The 16128-nt window shown below is 42.3% G+C and carries 14 protein-coding genes and 3 tRNA genes; 5 read left to right on the forward strand and 12 right to left on the reverse strand.

All coding sequences use genetic code 11. The features are described 5' to 3' along the window. Nucleotides 1–51 precede the first annotated feature (51 nt). Nucleotides 52–225, reverse strand: coding sequence for a hypothetical protein (locus ACVBIL_RS14120; protein ID WP_447167610.1), 174 nt, complete (start codon nt 223–225; stop codon nt 52–54). Nucleotides 226–390: 165 nt separating this feature from the next. On the opposite strand from ACVBIL_RS14120, the gene ACVBIL_RS14125 reads away from it, so the two are divergent. Continuing rightward, nucleotides 391–984, forward strand: coding sequence for an acyl carrier protein phosphodiesterase (locus tag ACVBIL_RS14125; protein WP_447167611.1), 594 nt, complete (start codon nt 391–393; stop codon nt 982–984). Nucleotides 985–1367: 383 nt separating this feature from the next. Beyond that, on the forward strand, nt 1368–2036 hold the full coding sequence (locus ACVBIL_RS14130; protein ID WP_447167612.1) for an RluA family pseudouridine synthase: 669 nt from the start codon (nt 1368–1370) through the stop codon (nt 2034–2036). Between the two features lie 78 nt (nt 2037–2114). Here ACVBIL_RS14130 and ACVBIL_RS14135 read toward each other — a convergent pair whose 3' ends face one another. Further along, complete coding sequence (locus tag ACVBIL_RS14135; RefSeq protein ID WP_447167613.1) at nt 2115–2525, reverse strand: hypothetical protein; 411 nt, start codon at nt 2523–2525, stop codon at nt 2115–2117. Between the two features lie 285 nt (nt 2526–2810). Between ACVBIL_RS14135 and ACVBIL_RS14140 the strand changes: the two genes are divergently transcribed. Further along, nucleotides 2811–4181, forward strand: coding sequence for a Gfo/Idh/MocA family protein (locus ACVBIL_RS14140; RefSeq protein WP_447167614.1), 1371 nt, complete (start codon nt 2811–2813; stop codon nt 4179–4181). A gap of 146 nt (nt 4182–4327) precedes the next feature. Here the strand turns inward: ACVBIL_RS14140 and sstT are convergent, their stop codons facing one another. The 7 genes from sstT to ACVBIL_RS14175 form a co-directional block, all read right to left on the reverse strand. Next, nucleotides 4328–5551, reverse strand: coding sequence for a serine/threonine transporter SstT (gene sstT, locus ACVBIL_RS14145; protein ID WP_447167615.1), 1224 nt, complete (start codon nt 5549–5551; stop codon nt 4328–4330). A 181-nt stretch (nt 5552–5732) separates the two neighbouring features. Next, the gene (locus tag ACVBIL_RS14150) at nt 5733–6662 is read right to left on the reverse strand and encodes a chemotaxis protein CheV (protein ID WP_447167616.1); all 930 of its coding nucleotides are present in this window, start codon (nt 6660–6662) and stop codon (nt 5733–5735) included. A 66-nt stretch (nt 6663–6728) separates the two neighbouring features. After that, nucleotides 6729–8270: a phospholipase D family protein gene (locus tag ACVBIL_RS14155; RefSeq protein WP_447167617.1), complete on the reverse strand. Its 1542-nt coding sequence runs from the start codon at nt 8268–8270 to the stop codon at nt 6729–6731. A gap of 26 nt (nt 8271–8296) precedes the next feature. Continuing rightward, nucleotides 8297–8767, reverse strand: coding sequence for a phosphatase domain-containing protein (locus ACVBIL_RS14160; protein WP_447167618.1), 471 nt, complete (start codon nt 8765–8767; stop codon nt 8297–8299). A 224-nt stretch (nt 8768–8991) separates the two neighbouring features. Then, nucleotides 8992–10320, reverse strand: coding sequence for a DEAD/DEAH box helicase (locus ACVBIL_RS14165; protein WP_447167619.1), 1329 nt, complete (start codon nt 10318–10320; stop codon nt 8992–8994). A gap of 131 nt (nt 10321–10451) precedes the next feature. Then, nucleotides 10452–10940 carry a methylated-DNA--[protein]-cysteine S-methyltransferase gene (locus tag ACVBIL_RS14170; protein ID WP_447167624.1) on the reverse strand — a complete coding sequence of 163 codons (489 nt, stop codon included), beginning with the start codon at nt 10938–10940 and terminating at the stop codon, nt 10452–10454. A gap of 59 nt (nt 10941–10999) precedes the next feature. Beyond that, on the reverse strand, nt 11000–12487 hold the full coding sequence (locus ACVBIL_RS14175; protein ID WP_447167620.1) for a DNA-3-methyladenine glycosylase 2 family protein: 1488 nt from the start codon (nt 12485–12487) through the stop codon (nt 11000–11002). 175 nt (nt 12488–12662) lie between these two features. Between ACVBIL_RS14175 and ACVBIL_RS14180 the strand changes: the two genes are divergently transcribed. Both ACVBIL_RS14180 and ACVBIL_RS14185 read left to right on the forward strand, forming a co-directional pair. Then, nucleotides 12663–14492 (forward strand): ABC transporter ATP-binding protein, encoded by a 1830-nt coding sequence (locus ACVBIL_RS14180; protein ID WP_447167621.1) that lies wholly within the window; start codon nt 12663–12665, stop codon nt 14490–14492. Nucleotides 14493–15430: 938 nt separating this feature from the next. Continuing rightward, a complete protein-coding gene (locus ACVBIL_RS14185) occupies nt 15431–15592 on the forward strand; it encodes a hypothetical protein (protein WP_447167622.1) in 162 nt (53 codons plus the stop codon). A 168-nt stretch (nt 15593–15760) separates the two neighbouring features. On the opposite strand, the gene ACVBIL_RS14190 is transcribed toward ACVBIL_RS14185, so the two are convergent. The 3 genes from ACVBIL_RS14190 to ACVBIL_RS14200 form a co-directional block, all read right to left on the reverse strand. Then, nucleotides 15761–15836: transfer RNA gene (locus ACVBIL_RS14190), tRNA-Ala, on the reverse strand. A gap of 46 nt (nt 15837–15882) precedes the next feature. Next, nucleotides 15883–15958 (reverse strand) — tRNA-Glu (locus ACVBIL_RS14195). Between the two features lie 102 nt (nt 15959–16060). Further along, nucleotides 16061–16128: transfer RNA gene (locus tag ACVBIL_RS14200), tRNA-Glu, on the reverse strand.

Here is a 16128-nt window from a genome sequence, read left to right on the forward strand (position 1 = left end):
CGGCCTTAAAAAACCGTCAATATACGCGTTTACAGAAGTAAAGTTTGATTTCTAATTGAATGACTTCAGTTTACTCGGCTGCTCTTTAGTAATATCGGCCGAAGGTTTTACGTCAAAATCTTCAATTCTATAGCGGTGCTGTTCATAAGGAATATCAATTTCGACTTTTTTACGTCTAACTTGATCATTCTTCGATAGCTTTTGGGTTAACCAGTTCCACATCATCCTTGATCCTCAAACCGTTTAATTGATGGGTATATAGCAATAAATTGATGCGCATCCTTAAAGAGCACCTTAATTCGACTTTAATATACAAAGTTATCGAGAAAGGATTTCCTTAGCATCACTTCGCATGATAACGTGAAGTATGCGTATTACCAAGTATAAAATATGAACTTTCTTGCACACCTGCACTTAGCAGACAATAGCCAAACCTCATTGGCTGCCAATATTGCTGGAGACTTTGCTAAAGGCGCCATTGAGCATTTCCCTAAACACCTCCAACAAGGAATATGGTTACACCGTCAAATCGATCAGCTAACCGATAGCCACGAAATCACTAAAGAATTGGTATCGCTATTTCCTAAATCGCTAACCCGCGCAGCCCCAATCCTTATAGACCTCAGTTTTGACCATATGCTGGCTAAATACTGGGACGAGTACCATCATCAAAGCCTTGAAGAGTTCGCGACTAAAGCGTACGACGCTATCGATGAATGTAGCGATTTACCTGAGCAACTTGTTTCTATCGCGCCAAAGATCCGTAACGAAAACTGGCTTGTTGCCTATCAAACTCGTAACGGCCTAAATCAAACTATCAGCTCTGTGGCGCAACGAGTGTCTAAACCTGAAATTTTTAACGGCGCGCAAGATTGTGTTAAAAAACTCGATACTGAAATCGAAATAGCTTTTCGCACTTTCTATCCACAGTTAATGGCTTATAGCCGATTGTGGACTCGTAATACTCCGCCTGAATATTTATAAAATAGCGGTTTAGAGCAATAAGTAAATACCATCGCATACGGGTGCATTAGCACTCGAATGTAAACATCGTTGTAAATTTAGCTGCTAGTTAGTCACCGTTAAGATGAAACCATGGAGTAAAATGCCTAAACCTTGCTCACAAGATGTTTCTTAGCTCTTCAATGATTCCATTGGAATAATCTATTATTTGTCAACCTGAAAACGTTAGTCAAAACTCATTACTGACGAGTTCAAAACTCCCAATACAGCCCCTCATATCTCAAGCTAGGTCTCAAACTTATGATGCTACCCAATATGCTCGGCCAATTATTCTCGCTTACATAAATTAAGCCGATGCTTCGACAGAACTAATTTGTTAGAATTGCGCAGCAATAGGAGAACTCATGCAAATTTTTAGCTATCAGCCCCCCAGTATTCCTTGGTTAGATATCCGATATATCGATCGAGATATTATTGTTATCAATAAGCCATCAGGCTTACTATCCAATCCAGGGATCGCTGAATACACTCATGACTGTGCACTCACACGGCTGCAACAGCGTTTTAAAGACCCCATATTGGTGCATCGTTTAGACTGTGCAACATCTGGCATTATGGTATTTGCTCGCAATAAAAAAGCGGAATCTAGTCTGAAAACCCAATTTCAAAATAGACAGACGCAAAAAACTTATATTGCTGAAGTCGATGGCGTATTAAAACAACAAGATGGCACTATTGAGCTTGCGATTGCTGCAGACAGATTAAATCCGCCTAAACAGATCGTTAATGAGTCAGGTAAAACGGCTATTACTCATTACAAGGTGATTAATCAAAAGCCAAACAGTTGTTTAGTCGAGCTAAAGCCTGTCACAGGTAGGACGCATCAATTGCGGGTACATATGCTCGCAATTGGCCATCCAATTTTTGGGGATGATTTTTATGGCGATGAGCACGTCATCAAAGCAGCAACAAGACTACAGCTACACGCTCAAAGCTTAAGCTTTACCCACCCATATTCAGGAAAGGCCATGCAGTTTAGCAGTGTGCATCCTTTCTCTCGTTGTTTGAAATAAAAAATAAAAAAGGGGCTTTAGCCCCTTTTCTTTTGTAAATGACAAATATTATCGTAGTTCTGCTAAATGATTACAATTTCATGCCACTTCTACATTAACTTTAGCGGTGTAATAACAGTTGCTTGAATTGCAAAACTTGAGATCTTTTCCTTCAGTAAACATGAAGTATTCACCAAAAATATTACCGCCCTTATCTTCAAGCTTTATGCCCTCTTCAGTTTGTTCTGAGGTCATTTCATCTAAACTGTGGCAGCCATCCAGATACCACGTCTCTAGGTAATACCTTCCTGATTGCTTATAAAGGGTTATATTATCTCCTAGCATAGGCCTTTCATCTATCCAACGGCCAACGACCTCTCGAGAATCTAGCTCGTTTTCTCGCCAGGATAAACGTCTACGCTTTTCAACTACTGACATTTCCATTTCTTTGAGTTTTGCTTTTTTCTCAATTTGAATAACTTCATCTGTCTTATTGCGTACAAGAGTCATCTGCTAGTTTTCTCCCTTAAAAAGCATTTGTAATATATTTGTTTACCGAATTAGGTGTAAACAAAGAAAGCAATCACAAGATTACTGCTACCTTTTAACAGAAAGTGTATCGTACTAAAAAATTAAAAACGCGATATAAATCACTTTCTATGCATTACTTTAGTAAATACGCATAAAAAGACAAGCGCTGATAACCTCTCATCTGTTTTTAACCATTTTTTAATCAAATCTGATATAACTTTACGCTCTTGTTGAATAATGCATAAAAATACTACAGGATTTCAGATGACATTTAACCGCCGATTATTTTTAAAAACTGCAGGCTTCACCGCTGCAGGACTCATCTCCTCCCAACTCCCCCTATCAACTGCGTATGCGGTACAAAAGAAACCCGATAATGCACAATCAGTAATGGGCTTAGTTGTCCCCCAGATGGATACCGTAAGAGTCGGCTTTATTGGTGTGGGTCAACGGGGTTCTGGCCATGTAAAACATTTTTGTCACTTAGACGGTGTCGAGATCAAAGCGATTTGCGACATTGACGAGACCGTATTAGATGAGTCAATTGCGTTTGTTGGTGCTCAAGGTTTGCCTAAACCCGCTAGATACACAGGTAGTAATCAATCTTATCAAGATTTATTGAATCGCGATGACATCGATATAATCATTATTTCAACGCCTTGGGAATGGCATGCCCCTATGGCCATCAACACAATGGAAAGCGGAAAGCATGCCTTTGTAGAGGTGCCATTGGCGCTGACTGTAGAACAATGTTGGCAAATAGTTGATACCGCAGAGCGTACTCAAATGAACTGTATGATGATGGAAAACGTCAACTATGGCAGAGATGAACTTATGGTCCTCAATATGGTTCGCCAAGGAGTGTTTGGTAAGTTATTACATGGAGAGGCGGCTTATATCCATGAATTACGCTGGCAAATGAAAGAGATAGACCAAAAGACCGGTTCATGGCGCACCTATTGGCACACTAAACGTAATGGCAACCTCTACCCTACTCACGGCTTAGGGCCTGTTTCTCAGTATATGAACATTAATCGCGGTGACAGATTTGATTACCTGACATCGATGAGCTCGCCCGCACTGGGTCGTGCACAGTACGCTAAACGTGAATTCCCAGCGGATCATGAGCGCAACCAGCTTAACTACATTAATGGCGACATCAATACGTCACTTATCAAAACGGTTAAAGGCCGCACCATAATGGTACAGCATGACACCACGACTCCGCGCCCTTATAGCCGCCATAACCTTATACAAGGAACCAATGGGGTGTTTGCGGGCTTTCCTAACCGTATCGCGATTGAACAAGGTGGCTCAGGCAATTATCACCAGTGGGATATGGATATGCAAAAGTGGTACGCCAAGTATGACCATCCATTATGGCTGCGTATGGGAGAAGAAGCAGAGCGTAATGGTGGGCACGGTGGCATGGATTTTTTAATGCTTTGGCGCATGGTGTATTGCTTAAGAAATGCAGAGCCATTGGATCAAGATGTTTATGATGGCGCAAGCTGGTCAGTGGTGAATATTTTAAGTGAAGAGTCTGTCAATAATCGCAGTAATTCGGTTAACTTCCCTGACTTTACTCGTGGCGCCTGGCAAACGGGTAGACCGCTTGGGATTATCGGCGCCTAGTTTTCCGAATAAGCTTTATTCAGCCTAGCAATATTTTGCGTAGAGAGGCAAGCCAGAAGAGTGGCTTACTAACAAGAAGCCCGCTCATATTCATGAGCGGGCTTCTATTGTATTACAAGTGCTTTTTATCAGCGCTGTAATAAGTTCTAAGCGTTTTCTTTCCTTTCTGCCGCTTCACATGCCGCAGCAGTAAAGATAACGTCAGTCGAGCTGTTTAGGCCTGTTTCCGCAGAATCTTGAATAACACCAATGATAAAGCCGACCGCAACGACTTGCATAGCTACGTCATTTGAAATACCAAACAAGCTACAAGCCAATGGAATAAGTAGCAGTGAGCCACCGGCTACGCCCGATGCGCCACAAGCTGAAACGCCAGCCACAACACTTAATAGAATTGCAGTAAGTAGGTCCACTTGAATTCCCATCGTATTTGCAGCAGCAAGCGTCAAAATAGTAATCGTGATCGCTGCGCCGCCCATATTAATGGTCGCGCCTAAAGGAATAGAAACAGAGTAAGTATCTTCATGCAGCTTAAGCTTTTCACACAACGCCATGTTTACCGGAATATTTGCGGCACTAGAGCGAGTAAAGAATGCGGTCACGCCACTTTCTCGCAGACAAGTAAACACCAATGGGTAAGGGTTACGACGAATTTTAAAGTACACAATGGCAGGGTTAATAATTAACGCCATAATTGCCATCGCACCAAGCAAAACAAGAAGTAGGTGCATATAACCTGCAATCGCACCGAAACCTGTTGTTGCAAATGTAGCTGACACTAGGCCAAAGATACCAATTGGTGCTAAACGAATGATGAAGCGAACCATTTGAGATATACCATGGCTCACATCAGCAAATACTTGCTTGGTAGAATCTGTTGCGTGATGCAGTGCTAAACCTAAGCCCACACCCCACGCAAGAATACCAATATAGTTACCTGTCATTACCGCATTCACTGGATTATCAACAAGCTTAAACAATAACGTATGGATAACCTCACCAATGCCTTCAGGTGGTGAAGCCTGCGCCGCATCTAACGATAATGCCAGCGTCGTAGGAAACAAGAAGCTCATTAAGACTGCGGTGACGGCAGCCGAAAATGTACCAAATAGATATAAGATCACAATTGGACGCATATTGGTTTTGGCATTTTTCTTTTGGTTAGCAATCGATGCCGCCACTAAGATAAACACTAAGATCGGTGCAATTGCTTTTAAGGCGCCAACAAACAACTCACCTAAAAAAGCCACACTCTCAGCACCACTTTTTGATACGGTTGCTAAAATAACACCCGCTATAATACCCACGAGAATTTGTAGCACTAAACTGCCGTCTGCCAATCGGGCAAACAAAGATGGTTTTTGATTCATTACTTAACCTGTCGTTTTTATAGTATGTAGTAATTCGATTTAAGACTAGCTCTTCAGCAAGCCTAAAATAAAGTTAATATTCCTTCTACACAGTTTGTATCGGATGCAGCAACTATTGTCCACCTTTGCTAGACATTTAGACGGGTATATTACTCACGATTAACATATTGCTAATAACCCCCTAAAGATTAGCATTCTCCGTTGCTTGTTCTGCTCCACGTAGCATTGCATCAATCAGCTCATGTGCACAAAACTTAGTTAATGCCTCATTAGCACCAACCTGATGTGCTTGGCTAACACTGATTTCGCTCGATAGCGAGGTATGCAAGATGATGTATGCCGGCGCTATCGCAGGATTATTCTTGACCTCAAAGGCCAATTCGTAGCCATCTAATCCCGGCATTTCTATATCGCTAACTAATATATCGATAGCATGCTTATCACGCTCGGCCTGCTCCATTATTTGTAACGCCTCTTTACCATCAGCCGTCACTTGATAGGGGATATTAATGCTATCTAAAGCGTCACTAAGTTGCTTTCGTGCAACTTTTGAGTCGTCAACAAGTAATATATTTAGCGGCTTTAAGCACTCTCGCTGAACGTCAGTTAAGATAGCACGTGTGGTTTCAGGGCTAGCGGGAAATACCTTTGATAGCAGTAACTCGACATCTAAAAGCTGCACCAGCTTTCCATCGATTTTAGTCACCCCCGTTAAATAGGCATTTTTACCTAAATTTGCTGGCGGCTTTTCAATATCGCGCCAGTTACATTCAATAATTTTATCGATTGAACGTACGAGGAAACCAATGACCATCCTTTGACAGTCAGTGATAATAATATAGCTATCTTTAAGCTCTTGTTCGGTAATTGGTCGATAGCCAATAGCCGCAGCCATATCCACGATCGGAATTGTCGCACCACGTATAGTTGCAGCGCCTAAAATCGTGGGGTGAGAATGAGGGATTGCACTTAAAGGGCAGTACGGCACAAGCTCTCTTATTTTCAAGGTACCCAATGCAAATAACTGAGTCAGTGAGAGTTTAAATAACAGCAATCCTTGAGATTGGCTCGCTTTACTCTTGTTTTTAATATTCTTAGTTATCGCTTCCATCTAAATTACAGCCTTTGACATTGAACCTCATGAATAAACTCTAACGCAATCAATCTAAGCAAACAATTAAAGCTGTGATTCAATCGGTAATAATGCGATACAATCCACTAGAAACATACGCCAAAGCCCGGCATCGGGTTCTGCATAAATTTTCCGTTGATTAAAATCATCAAACCAAACAATTTGTTGGTCTTCTATTTCGAGCCGATAGGTATTTTTAACTAGACTCGCTTCAATGCCTTCTACTATGCCACTCGCTAACAACTTATTGTCGATAATCAGCCCCATTTCGGTATTTAACCAAGCTGAACGCGGGTCAAAATTAAATGAGCCAACAAAAATAGAACTCTTATCTGTCACAAATGTTTTGGCATGTAAGCTACTTTTAGAACTACCACTCCAGCTACTCGTTTTTTTTATCTCTGGGTTAGCTTTCACTTCAAATATTCGAACTCCAGCTTCTAATAACTGTTGCCGGTACTGCCTGTAACCCGCATGAACAGCTAACACATCAGTTGCAGCTAAACTATTAGTTAACACAGTAATAGCAATCCCTTTCTTGGTGGATTCGATAATGCTTTTTGTACCTGTTCTCGTTGGCACAAAGTAGGGAGAAACAATCAACACCTCTGCTTTAGCCTGAGATAAAAACTCACCTAAATCCGCGAGAATATTGTCACTATCTAGCTGGTGAGACTTCTTATCTGGTTGGTCATAAACCAACTTTGCCGTCCCCCAATACCAAGGCAGTGTTCGGTTTTGCATCTTAGTTATCAAATCACTATTTAATAACCGGGAAATATAGGGATTAGTGCTATAGGCCGCTTTTTCTGACTCGACCAACTTAAGTGCGTTAGCAATCTCTTTTTCGGATGCGCGGTGAGAACTAAGAGCACTAATTTCAACGGTTAAGGGGGCATTCCAATAGAGATCAAATTGATCTGACACCTGCTCGACAGCGCTGCCTATAGTCATTAAATCAAAATCACCAAACTCAACATCAGTATCATTCGAAAAGTACTCGTTACCAATATTGCGCCCACCGACCACGCTGATAGTATTATCAACCGTCAGAGACTTATTGTGCATGCGGTGATTGAGTCTTGAAAATCCGGCTACAAATGCAATTTTGCGGAAGCTTCGCTCAAATGAAGGGTTATATAACCGTACTTGGATGTTTTCATGTTCTGCCAGCATCACTAACGCTTCATCAGCATTTTTTATTGCCATATCATCGAGTAAAATACGCACTCTGACACCACGCTGCGCCGCTTCAATTAAGTGCCAAATGAGTAGCCGACCGCTGTCGTCCGAACGGTAAATGTAATATTGTAGGTCGATGCTCGCCGTTGCGGAGCTGACTAAGGCCAAGCGCGCGATAAACGCATCAACGCCGTCTGTCAGCGGTATAACGCCGGTTTGCTCTGGGTGAGATAGCACATCACTTTGTAAATACTGAACTAAAGGCCAGTCGCTTTTCGGCTTAATTTTTACACTTGATATTTTGTCTGGGTAGGCAGGAGAAGTTTGGCAGCCAGTGAAAAGTATGGCAGCCAAAAGTAACATTAACTTTAAAAACGTGGGTGTGTGCAATCCATTTGCATTCATTTTGTTATTCTATTACTGGGCCTTAGTTAATCTTGTAACGCATAAAGGACATCAAATGCAAATTGATCCCATCCTTCAGAGCTAAATGCAATATCGCGCACCGCTCGAACCTGACTAACGGCATGCAAAGGTGCAGCGCCATTATCCATAAGGTAGTAAGCCATAATAAGCCCTGTTCTGTCTTTACCCGAACGGCAATGAATAAGGACCGTTTTTTCTTGTGCCTCACACTTACGGATAAAGGCCAGTGCTTTTGGCACCTGCTCAACACTATAAGCAAGATCTTCCTCTTTAGGAGGAATATTGCTTGAAAAAGGCACGCAAAGGTAATCCAAGCCTAATGCCCTGAACTCTGCTTCATCACACTCTTCACCGTTGTTGACAGAGAGAACCGCATCAACGCCAGAAGCCTTTAATTGTGCAAGCTCCCAAGGATCTTTATTCGGTCCACTGCGTCCTGCAATTTGTCCCTCAACTAACCAAAATAGGTGCTGCATAGTATTTCCTAAATAAATTATGAGTTTCAAGCGACATAAATCGACAAAAGAATACCTAAAGCCGAAATGCTACGCTACCGCTTTATTGCTGAACTCGGTGATACATGCTTAAAAATGGCGTTAAGCCACAAAACCAAACTTTTCAGTCGTAAAAAAGGACTCAATTTGAGTCCTTTTAGTGATGATCCCGCTAGCGAAACCACTTGATACCTATATTGCTATGTTTAAGACTTCTTTGACCAAAGGTCTGCATTAGCCTTTGGTAACTTCTTGCGACTTTTCTTGCCTGTACCAGCTGGCTTTGCCATCGGCTTCTCTTCGCGTGAAGGACAGTCAATAGGCGCCTCTAAATCGGCTTCAAAACCTGGAATTTGCTCGCGTTCTAATCTCAGCTTGTTTTTCTTCTCAATCAACTTAAAGTGTTGATATTCATCATGTGAAATCAAGCTAATCGCTAGACCAGCTTCGCCTGCTCGGCCACTTCGGCCAATACGATGCATATAATCAGCAGGGCTTCTTGGTAGCTCAAAGTTAATGACAATAGGCAACTTTTCAATATCAATACCACGGGCGGCAATATCAGTAGCAATCAGCACACTGATTTCTCCCGCTTTAAACTCTTCAAGCAGACGGTTTCGAGCGCCTTGACCTTTGTCACTGTGAAAAACCTCAGCCACAATACCTGCATTCGCCAACTTTTGTGCTAAACGATTACAGCTGTATTTTGCGCTGGCAAAAATCAATACTTGCTGCCATTGGTTTTGCTTAATCAACTCAGCGAGTAGTGCCGTTTTACGATTACGGTTAACGGTGATGACCCGCTGCACTAATGTGCTTTCTTCGCTACTTTGTAGCTGCATTTCTACAGGATTGTTTAATAACGATTGCGTTAACTCTTGCACTTCTTCAGGGAAGGTCGCAGAGAACATCAAGGTTTGCTTGTTGCTCGGCAGCTTTGCCAACAGCTCGTTAAGCTCTTCTGTAAAACCGAGGCTTAGCATACGGTCGGCTTCATCAAGCACTAAGGTATGCGTTTTATCTAGCTTTAACGCGTTGCTGGAAATAAGATCGATCAAGCGTCCAGGCGTGGCCACAACAATATCTGCACCACCACGCAGGCTTTGCATTTGGGTATTAGTCGACACACCACCATAAATCGCGAGTGTCTTTAAGTGTGGTTTAATCAGCTGAGAGTAGCGCATAAAGCTGTCACTCACCTGCTGCGCTAATTCACGAGTTGGCACTAAGACTAAACAAGAAACGAAATTGCTATCCGCTTTTCGCGGAGCTGCTTTTGCAATCTTTTGAATAATCGGTAACGCAAAAGCCGCTGTTTTGCCTGAGCCTGTTTTTGCGCCGCCCAACACATCTCTGCCGCCCAATACAGCAGGGATAATATGCGATTGAATTGCAGTAGGCGTTGTATAACTCAGCAGTTTAAGCGTTTCGAGCAACTCAGGGATTAACCCTAGTTGAGTAAAGTCGCTGTGAGTCTTTGCGGTAACCACAGTTTGCGTTGCTGCTTTGTCGGTTGAAGATACTGGCTGAGTCATAATTTACGGGTAAACGCCTAATCAAAAATAAGGCGCCTATTCTACGCTAATATCTGCTTAAAAGCTTATTTTTGATCTGAATTAGCAATCACAAAGCCGTCATAGAACAGTCAATTATTTTGCCAATGGCTTCAGAACTTATCTAAGCCTTCAAGTTTAAGTAGTTTCTTCTTAAGTTCGATGCCATAAGCGTAACCCGTTAAGGTACCATTTTTACCAATAACTCGATGGCAAGGTACTATTATCGCTATCGGGTTTGCGCCATTGGCAGTCCCTACCGCCCTCACCGCTTTAGGTCGATTAATGCGATTCGCAATCTCGGCGTAACTACAACTTTGGCCATAATCAAGTTCACTTAACGCTTGCCAAACTTGCTGCTGGAAAGTTGTGCCCTGTGGCGCAAGTGCTACCGTGAACTTAAGTAAACCTTCGGAAAAATACGCATTCAACTCGCTTTGTGCCTGAATAAGATGTTCCTTGGCCAACTGCAGCTCTGATTGATCATTAAGCTTGGCCTGATTATTTGCAATCGTGAGTCCTGTGATTTCTCGTGATTGCCAGTCATCGCCCATTTGTGGAATAAAATTCAGATGCGTAATGCCTTTTGCATTAGCACACATTGAAATAGTACCAAAGCTGCAGTCAAAATTAAGTTTCGCTATCGCTGAGCCTATTTTAGTCATGAGAGGTTCCAAAGCTGAAAAGTTAAATAGCTGCCCCAAGGAGCACTTTGTTGTATAAGCTGCTGAGTGATTTGGCCGTAATCTGTTAATGGCGGCGAAGACTGCTCAGCATATAATCTTAATAGGCGCTTTTTAACCACTAAATCACCGCACAATAATATGTTGGGATCGCTCAGCCCGCGCATTTTTGCATAAGCCACTGTCCACGGCCCAATGCCTTTAATTGCCAGCCATAAATCCAGTTCTGCCTCTGGGTGCAGGCAAACAAACTGTGCCAAAGCATTCAGAGCTTTTTTTCTTGCCACTGGCATTTTTAATTCGTCCAACTCTGCGTTTGATATTGCCTCTGGCGCCGGAAAAAGCATGACTTGTTGGCCTGCAATTACACGCCTTTCGCCATACGCGAGTACTAACTGATTTAACAGCTTAGATGCCTGCACAATACTCACTTGTTGACCAAGTACAGCGCGACACCCCGCTTCAAATGCCGACCAAACGCCAGGCAACCTAAGGCCTTGGCTTAGGTTGCCTGCTAACGGATGTATCGAAGATAACACTTCATCCACTTGGTCAATATTGGCATTAAGATCCAGTACTCGGCGAATATTGCTAATCACACTCCCAAGGTACTGTAAGCCGGACTCGCTCTCTAATAGGATCTCAACATTAAACACATTCGCTTTGTTATCTAGCTTTGCATTAAAGTAACCACTTACATTGTTAAGCGTAAAGCTGCGAGCATAGCTGGACTCATCGATAAACCACTCCATATCCGTTACCGCCCGAATGCGATAAAAATCTTGCATAGGTTGCCATTGATAGGGCGGCCGAAAACTCATTTGTAAACGCAGCGCAACCGCGCCAACCACGCCGTCTACATTGGCCCGCATCAGCTTTGATAGGCCTTGCTTTCTTAAGGCTGACGGCGTGAGTTTCAATCCGCTTTTAAACGCTTCATTAAAACGTCTAACACTCGAAAAACCAGCAGAAAAAGCAACTTGAGTAATACTAAGATCTGTTTGATGCAGTAATTGCTTAGCAAACATTAAGCGACGATACTGCTCATATGCTTTAACGGTACTCCCCATTTTATCGCTAAACAGTTTACGTAAATAACGACTGCTAATACCCAAGCGCTCAGCAAGCGCTTCAACGCTCCCCCCTTCGATACCTGACAGCGCGCCAGCGTCGATTAAAGATTTAGCTCGTTCCAATGTGGTTTGCGTCCCCTGCCATGCATATGACATTGGCGCAGAATCAGGCCGACAGCGTAAGCAAGGCCTTAAGCCAGCATTTGCGGCTTGCAAAGCTGAATCAAAATATCTGACATTAGCTTCTTTAGGGCTGACTGCCGGGCAGATAGGTCTGCAATAGATTTTTGTTGTCAGCACGCCAATAAAAAACTGACCATCAAATCTAGCATCACGAGACAGCCGAGCGTTACGGCAGGCCTCTTTTTCTAGGTGGCAGTTATGTTCTGGCATTTATGTTCCTAAACTAAAGGTTTGATCCTAATCTTACCCAACAAGTTATGGCTTCACTAGCGGAAAACGGAACTGAATATTAAGCTGGGTTTTACTTATACTTAGTTGCGTTATTCCTATATGCTATTTATTTATTAGTATTTTCTAACACGATAGATACAGACTGAGTAATAACATGTTCAAACGATTTGAATCTTGGGTTGATCCATTACCTAGCGAAGAGCCGCAACAACCACCAAAAGGCATCTATGCTTTTTGCCGTCATTACACCCGCGGATTCGAAGTGCCATTGGTTATTATGTCAATTTTGACAGCCCTACTTGCCATTTTAGAAGTGTCTCTATTTGGCTTTATGGGCGACTTGGTCGATCTACTGATTAATAACGACCCAAAAACGCTGTTCGAAAAAGAAGGTATGAAGTTACTTGGCATGACACTGCTTGTATTAGTTGTTATTCCAACTCTAGTGTTATTACATGCGTTGATTGTTTATCAGGGGCTACTAGGTAATTACCCCATGTCTATTAGATGGTTAGCCCACCGATACTTGTTGAAGCAAAGTGTGTCATTTTATCAAAATGATTTTGCAGGCCGGGTCGCAACCAAGGTTATGCAGACATCATTAGCCGTTCGAGAGACGGTGACTAAATTATTAGACGTTTTAGTTTACATCTTAGTGTATTTCACCTCGATGGTTGTGATGATAGCCAAAGCCGACCTGCGCTTAATGGTACCTATGCTTATCTGGCTTGCCGTTTATATCGCTTTGCAATTTAAGTTCTTGCCCAAACTAAAGAAAGTATCAACAGAGCAAGCTGATGCTCGATCGACAATGACTGGAAGAATTGTCGATAGTTACACTAACATCGCCACAGTAAAGCTTTTTGCACACACCCAAAAAGAAGCTGAATATGCTAAAGGCAGCATGAAAACTTTTCTCCACACCGTATATAGACAGATGCGTTTAGTTACCTGGATTAACGTAAGTGTGCAAATAATCAATTACATGCTTGCTTTCTCTATCGCAGCGGTTTCAATTTGGCTTTGGAGTGATGATGCAATTACTGTAGGTGCCATCGCTATCGCCATCAGTTTGGCGTTAAGGCTCAACGGTATGTCGCAATGGATCATGTGGGAAATTAGCTCTCTATTCGAGAACATTGGCACTGTTGCAGATGGTATGAATACACTATCTAAGCCTACCGAAATCAATGATATCACTAATGCCCCAGAACTTAATGTCAGCCAGGGGCGTATCGATTTCAAGCAAGTTAGCTTTCATTACGGCGAAAAGAGCGGCGTAATTGATGAGTTAAATCTTCATATTAAGCCTGGTGAAAAAGTTGGTCTTGTTGGTCGTTCAGGTGCAGGTAAGTCAACACTCGTTAATCTGTTGATGCGTTTTCACGATGTAGAGTCAGGCAGTATAGCCATTGATAATCAGGATATAACTCAAGTTAAACAGGACTCACTGCGTGCACATATTGGTATGGTTACTCAAGATACCTCCCTCCTACACCGCTCAATTCGCGAGAATATTTTGTACGGTAACCCTGATGCCAATGATGAACAACTCGATCAAGCGATTAAAAACTCACAAGCCTATGAGTTTATAAAGAACCTAAGTGATCCAGAAGGGAATCAAGGCTTAGATGCACAGGTTGGTGAACGAGGTGTAAAACTCTCCGGCGGTCAGCGACAACGTATAGCTATAGCACGAGTGTTACTTAAAAATGCACCAATTTTGCTATTAGATGAAGCTACATCGGCGCTAGATTCCGAAGTTGAAGCTGCAATTCAAGAAAGCTTGTATCAGTTAATGCAAGGCAAGACAGTTATCGCTATTGCACATAGGCTATCAACTATTGCCGCTATGGACCGTTTAATTGTATTGGATGAAGGCAAAACTGTTGAACAAGGCACTCATCAGGAGCTCATCAACTCTGGTGGGATCTATGCACAGCTATGGGCGCATCAAACCGGTGGATTTCTTGGTATTAACTAACTTAACGTTAACTAAGTAATGACTAACTATATAGGTACTGACTAACTTAGTATTGATTAATTAGCTGCTAGCAATACTCGCTAGTCTTTATACGAAAGCTAAGTACTAGAGCCATCGCCAATGATGGCTTTTTGATTTACATCCAACCTATTGCCGACTTTAATAACATGCTTATAGCTGCTCGTTAATCGCTCTCGGTTCTAAACAAGTTAAAGATAAATGTAAGCGGGAATCTGCCCAGACACAGCGACGAGTAACTGATATGGTCAACTAAAACTCTATTGCCCAGCCCTATTTATAACTATCTTATTAAAGTGCTATTTACTCGTTTGAGCATAACGCCTTTAGGGGAAGAGCATCATCAAGTCTCATTGGTGTAACCTGTTAAGGCTTATACGTGCTTAATCGTAAGCAATCTTATGAATACATTTACTATTGTGGGAGCATAGAAGATGCTCTCTATTTCATTTGTCTCCGCGCCATATAGCAAAGCTATTGATATTATTCCTAGGATATAAAATCCACACATCTAACAATTATTTAGTATTTATGGCATTTCTTGGTATATCAGAGCACATACAACTTAACCGTTCGTAATACCATATAAGCATGTAACACCAGATTTAAGCTCACATATCTACATCTAATTACTAACACTCGCCCTAATGCAATCTTGTGCTGTTATGCTTACTTTGAGTCATCCTCCACAAAAGTCGTATGCTCCCTGCACCAACCTCGAATGAGTACGTCTACACACTGTGAATAAATTAGCTCAAGCTGAATAGATGAAAGAATGGCTTCGCTTTTAAAGTTTTAAACCCAGGTAACCTCCCATTTTTAACTGCAGTTTATAATAGAAGTTAGGCAGTAAAAATGCTCCAAAGTGGCGAGCTTCAGTGGTGCTAATGATTGGTCACTAGCTTAACGGTAGAATCGCTATGAGCTTCACTCGTACCCAGATAGATGGCGGCATGCAGAGAATGTCATTTATACTCGACTATATTGATATAGGTAGTACAAGACCAAAGATGGTCGAAGGCGGAATAATGCAAGAGCTATTATCGAAATTAACGCTGGTACAGGTACCTAAGAGCAACTAATAATCTAGCCTCAAACTCATTAAACACTCGCTGAGTGATCAAATCTTTATACTGGTTGGCATTACGTTATTTTTTCCAAGTAGCAAACAAATAATTTCAGGCATAAAAAAACCACCCTAAGGTGGTTTAATTACTAACCGCTTAAAGCTATATGCTTAAAGCCGTAAATGGTGGAGCCTAGCGGGATCGAACCGCTGACCTCAACACTGCCAGTGTTGCGCTCTCCCAGCTGAGCTAAGGCCCCATTTTGGGTTTTAATAACCAGAGCGAAATCTCGTTATTTTAAATAGTGGTATCCCCTAGGGGATTCGAACCCCTGTTACCGCCGTGAAAGGGCGGTGTCCTAGGCCTCTAGACGAAGGGGACCCGGACGGCATTAGACTCTGCAAAGAGTGAATACTCATTAAACCTTGTAGGCTAAGGTTTAACGCTTGAATAACCAGACCGAAATCTCGTTATTTTAAATAGTGGTATCCCCTAGGGGATTCGAACCCCTGTTACCGCCGTGAAAGGGCGGTGTCCTAGGCCTCTAGACG

The sequence above is a fragment of the Shewanella sp. 125m-7 genome, assembly GCF_052977045.1.

Excerpts from the sequence above, each read along its gene's own strand:
- ACVBIL_RS14165 (WP_447167619.1), bottom strand. The coding sequence starts at position 10,320 with ATGACTCAGCCAGTATCTTCAACCGACAAAGCAGCAACGCAAACTGTG.
- ACVBIL_RS14185 (WP_447167622.1), top strand. The coding sequence starts at position 15,431 with ATGAGCTTCACTCGTACCCAGATAGATGGCGGCATGCAGAGAATGTCA.
- ACVBIL_RS14180 (WP_447167621.1), top strand. The coding sequence starts at position 12,663 with ATGTTCAAACGATTTGAATCTTGGGTTGATCCATTACCTAGCGAAGAG.
- ACVBIL_RS14170 (WP_447167624.1), bottom strand. The coding sequence starts at position 10,940 with ATGTGTGCTAATGCAAAAGGCATTACGCATCTGAATTTTATTCCACAA.
- ACVBIL_RS14150 (WP_447167616.1), bottom strand. The coding sequence starts at position 6,662 with ATGGAAGCGATAACTAAGAATATTAAAAACAAGAGTAAAGCGAGCCAA.
- sstT (WP_447167615.1), bottom strand. The coding sequence starts at position 5,551 with ATGAATCAAAAACCATCTTTGTTTGCCCGATTGGCAGACGGCAGTTTA.
- ACVBIL_RS14130 (WP_447167612.1), top strand. The coding sequence starts at position 1,368 with ATGCAAATTTTTAGCTATCAGCCCCCCAGTATTCCTTGGTTAGATATC.
- ACVBIL_RS14155 (WP_447167617.1), bottom strand. The coding sequence starts at position 8,270 with ATGAATGCAAATGGATTGCACACACCCACGTTTTTAAAGTTAATGTTA.
- ACVBIL_RS14120 (WP_447167610.1), bottom strand. The coding sequence starts at position 225 with ATGATGTGGAACTGGTTAACCCAAAAGCTATCGAAGAATGATCAAGTT.
- ACVBIL_RS14125 (WP_447167611.1), top strand. The coding sequence starts at position 391 with ATGAACTTTCTTGCACACCTGCACTTAGCAGACAATAGCCAAACCTCA.
- ACVBIL_RS14140 (WP_447167614.1), top strand. The coding sequence starts at position 2,811 with ATGACATTTAACCGCCGATTATTTTTAAAAACTGCAGGCTTCACCGCT.
- ACVBIL_RS14175 (WP_447167620.1), bottom strand. The coding sequence starts at position 12,487 with ATGCCAGAACATAACTGCCACCTAGAAAAAGAGGCCTGCCGTAACGCT.
- ACVBIL_RS14160 (WP_447167618.1), bottom strand. The coding sequence starts at position 8,767 with ATGCAGCACCTATTTTGGTTAGTTGAGGGACAAATTGCAGGACGCAGT.
- ACVBIL_RS14135 (WP_447167613.1), bottom strand. The coding sequence starts at position 2,525 with ATGACTCTTGTACGCAATAAGACAGATGAAGTTATTCAAATTGAGAAA.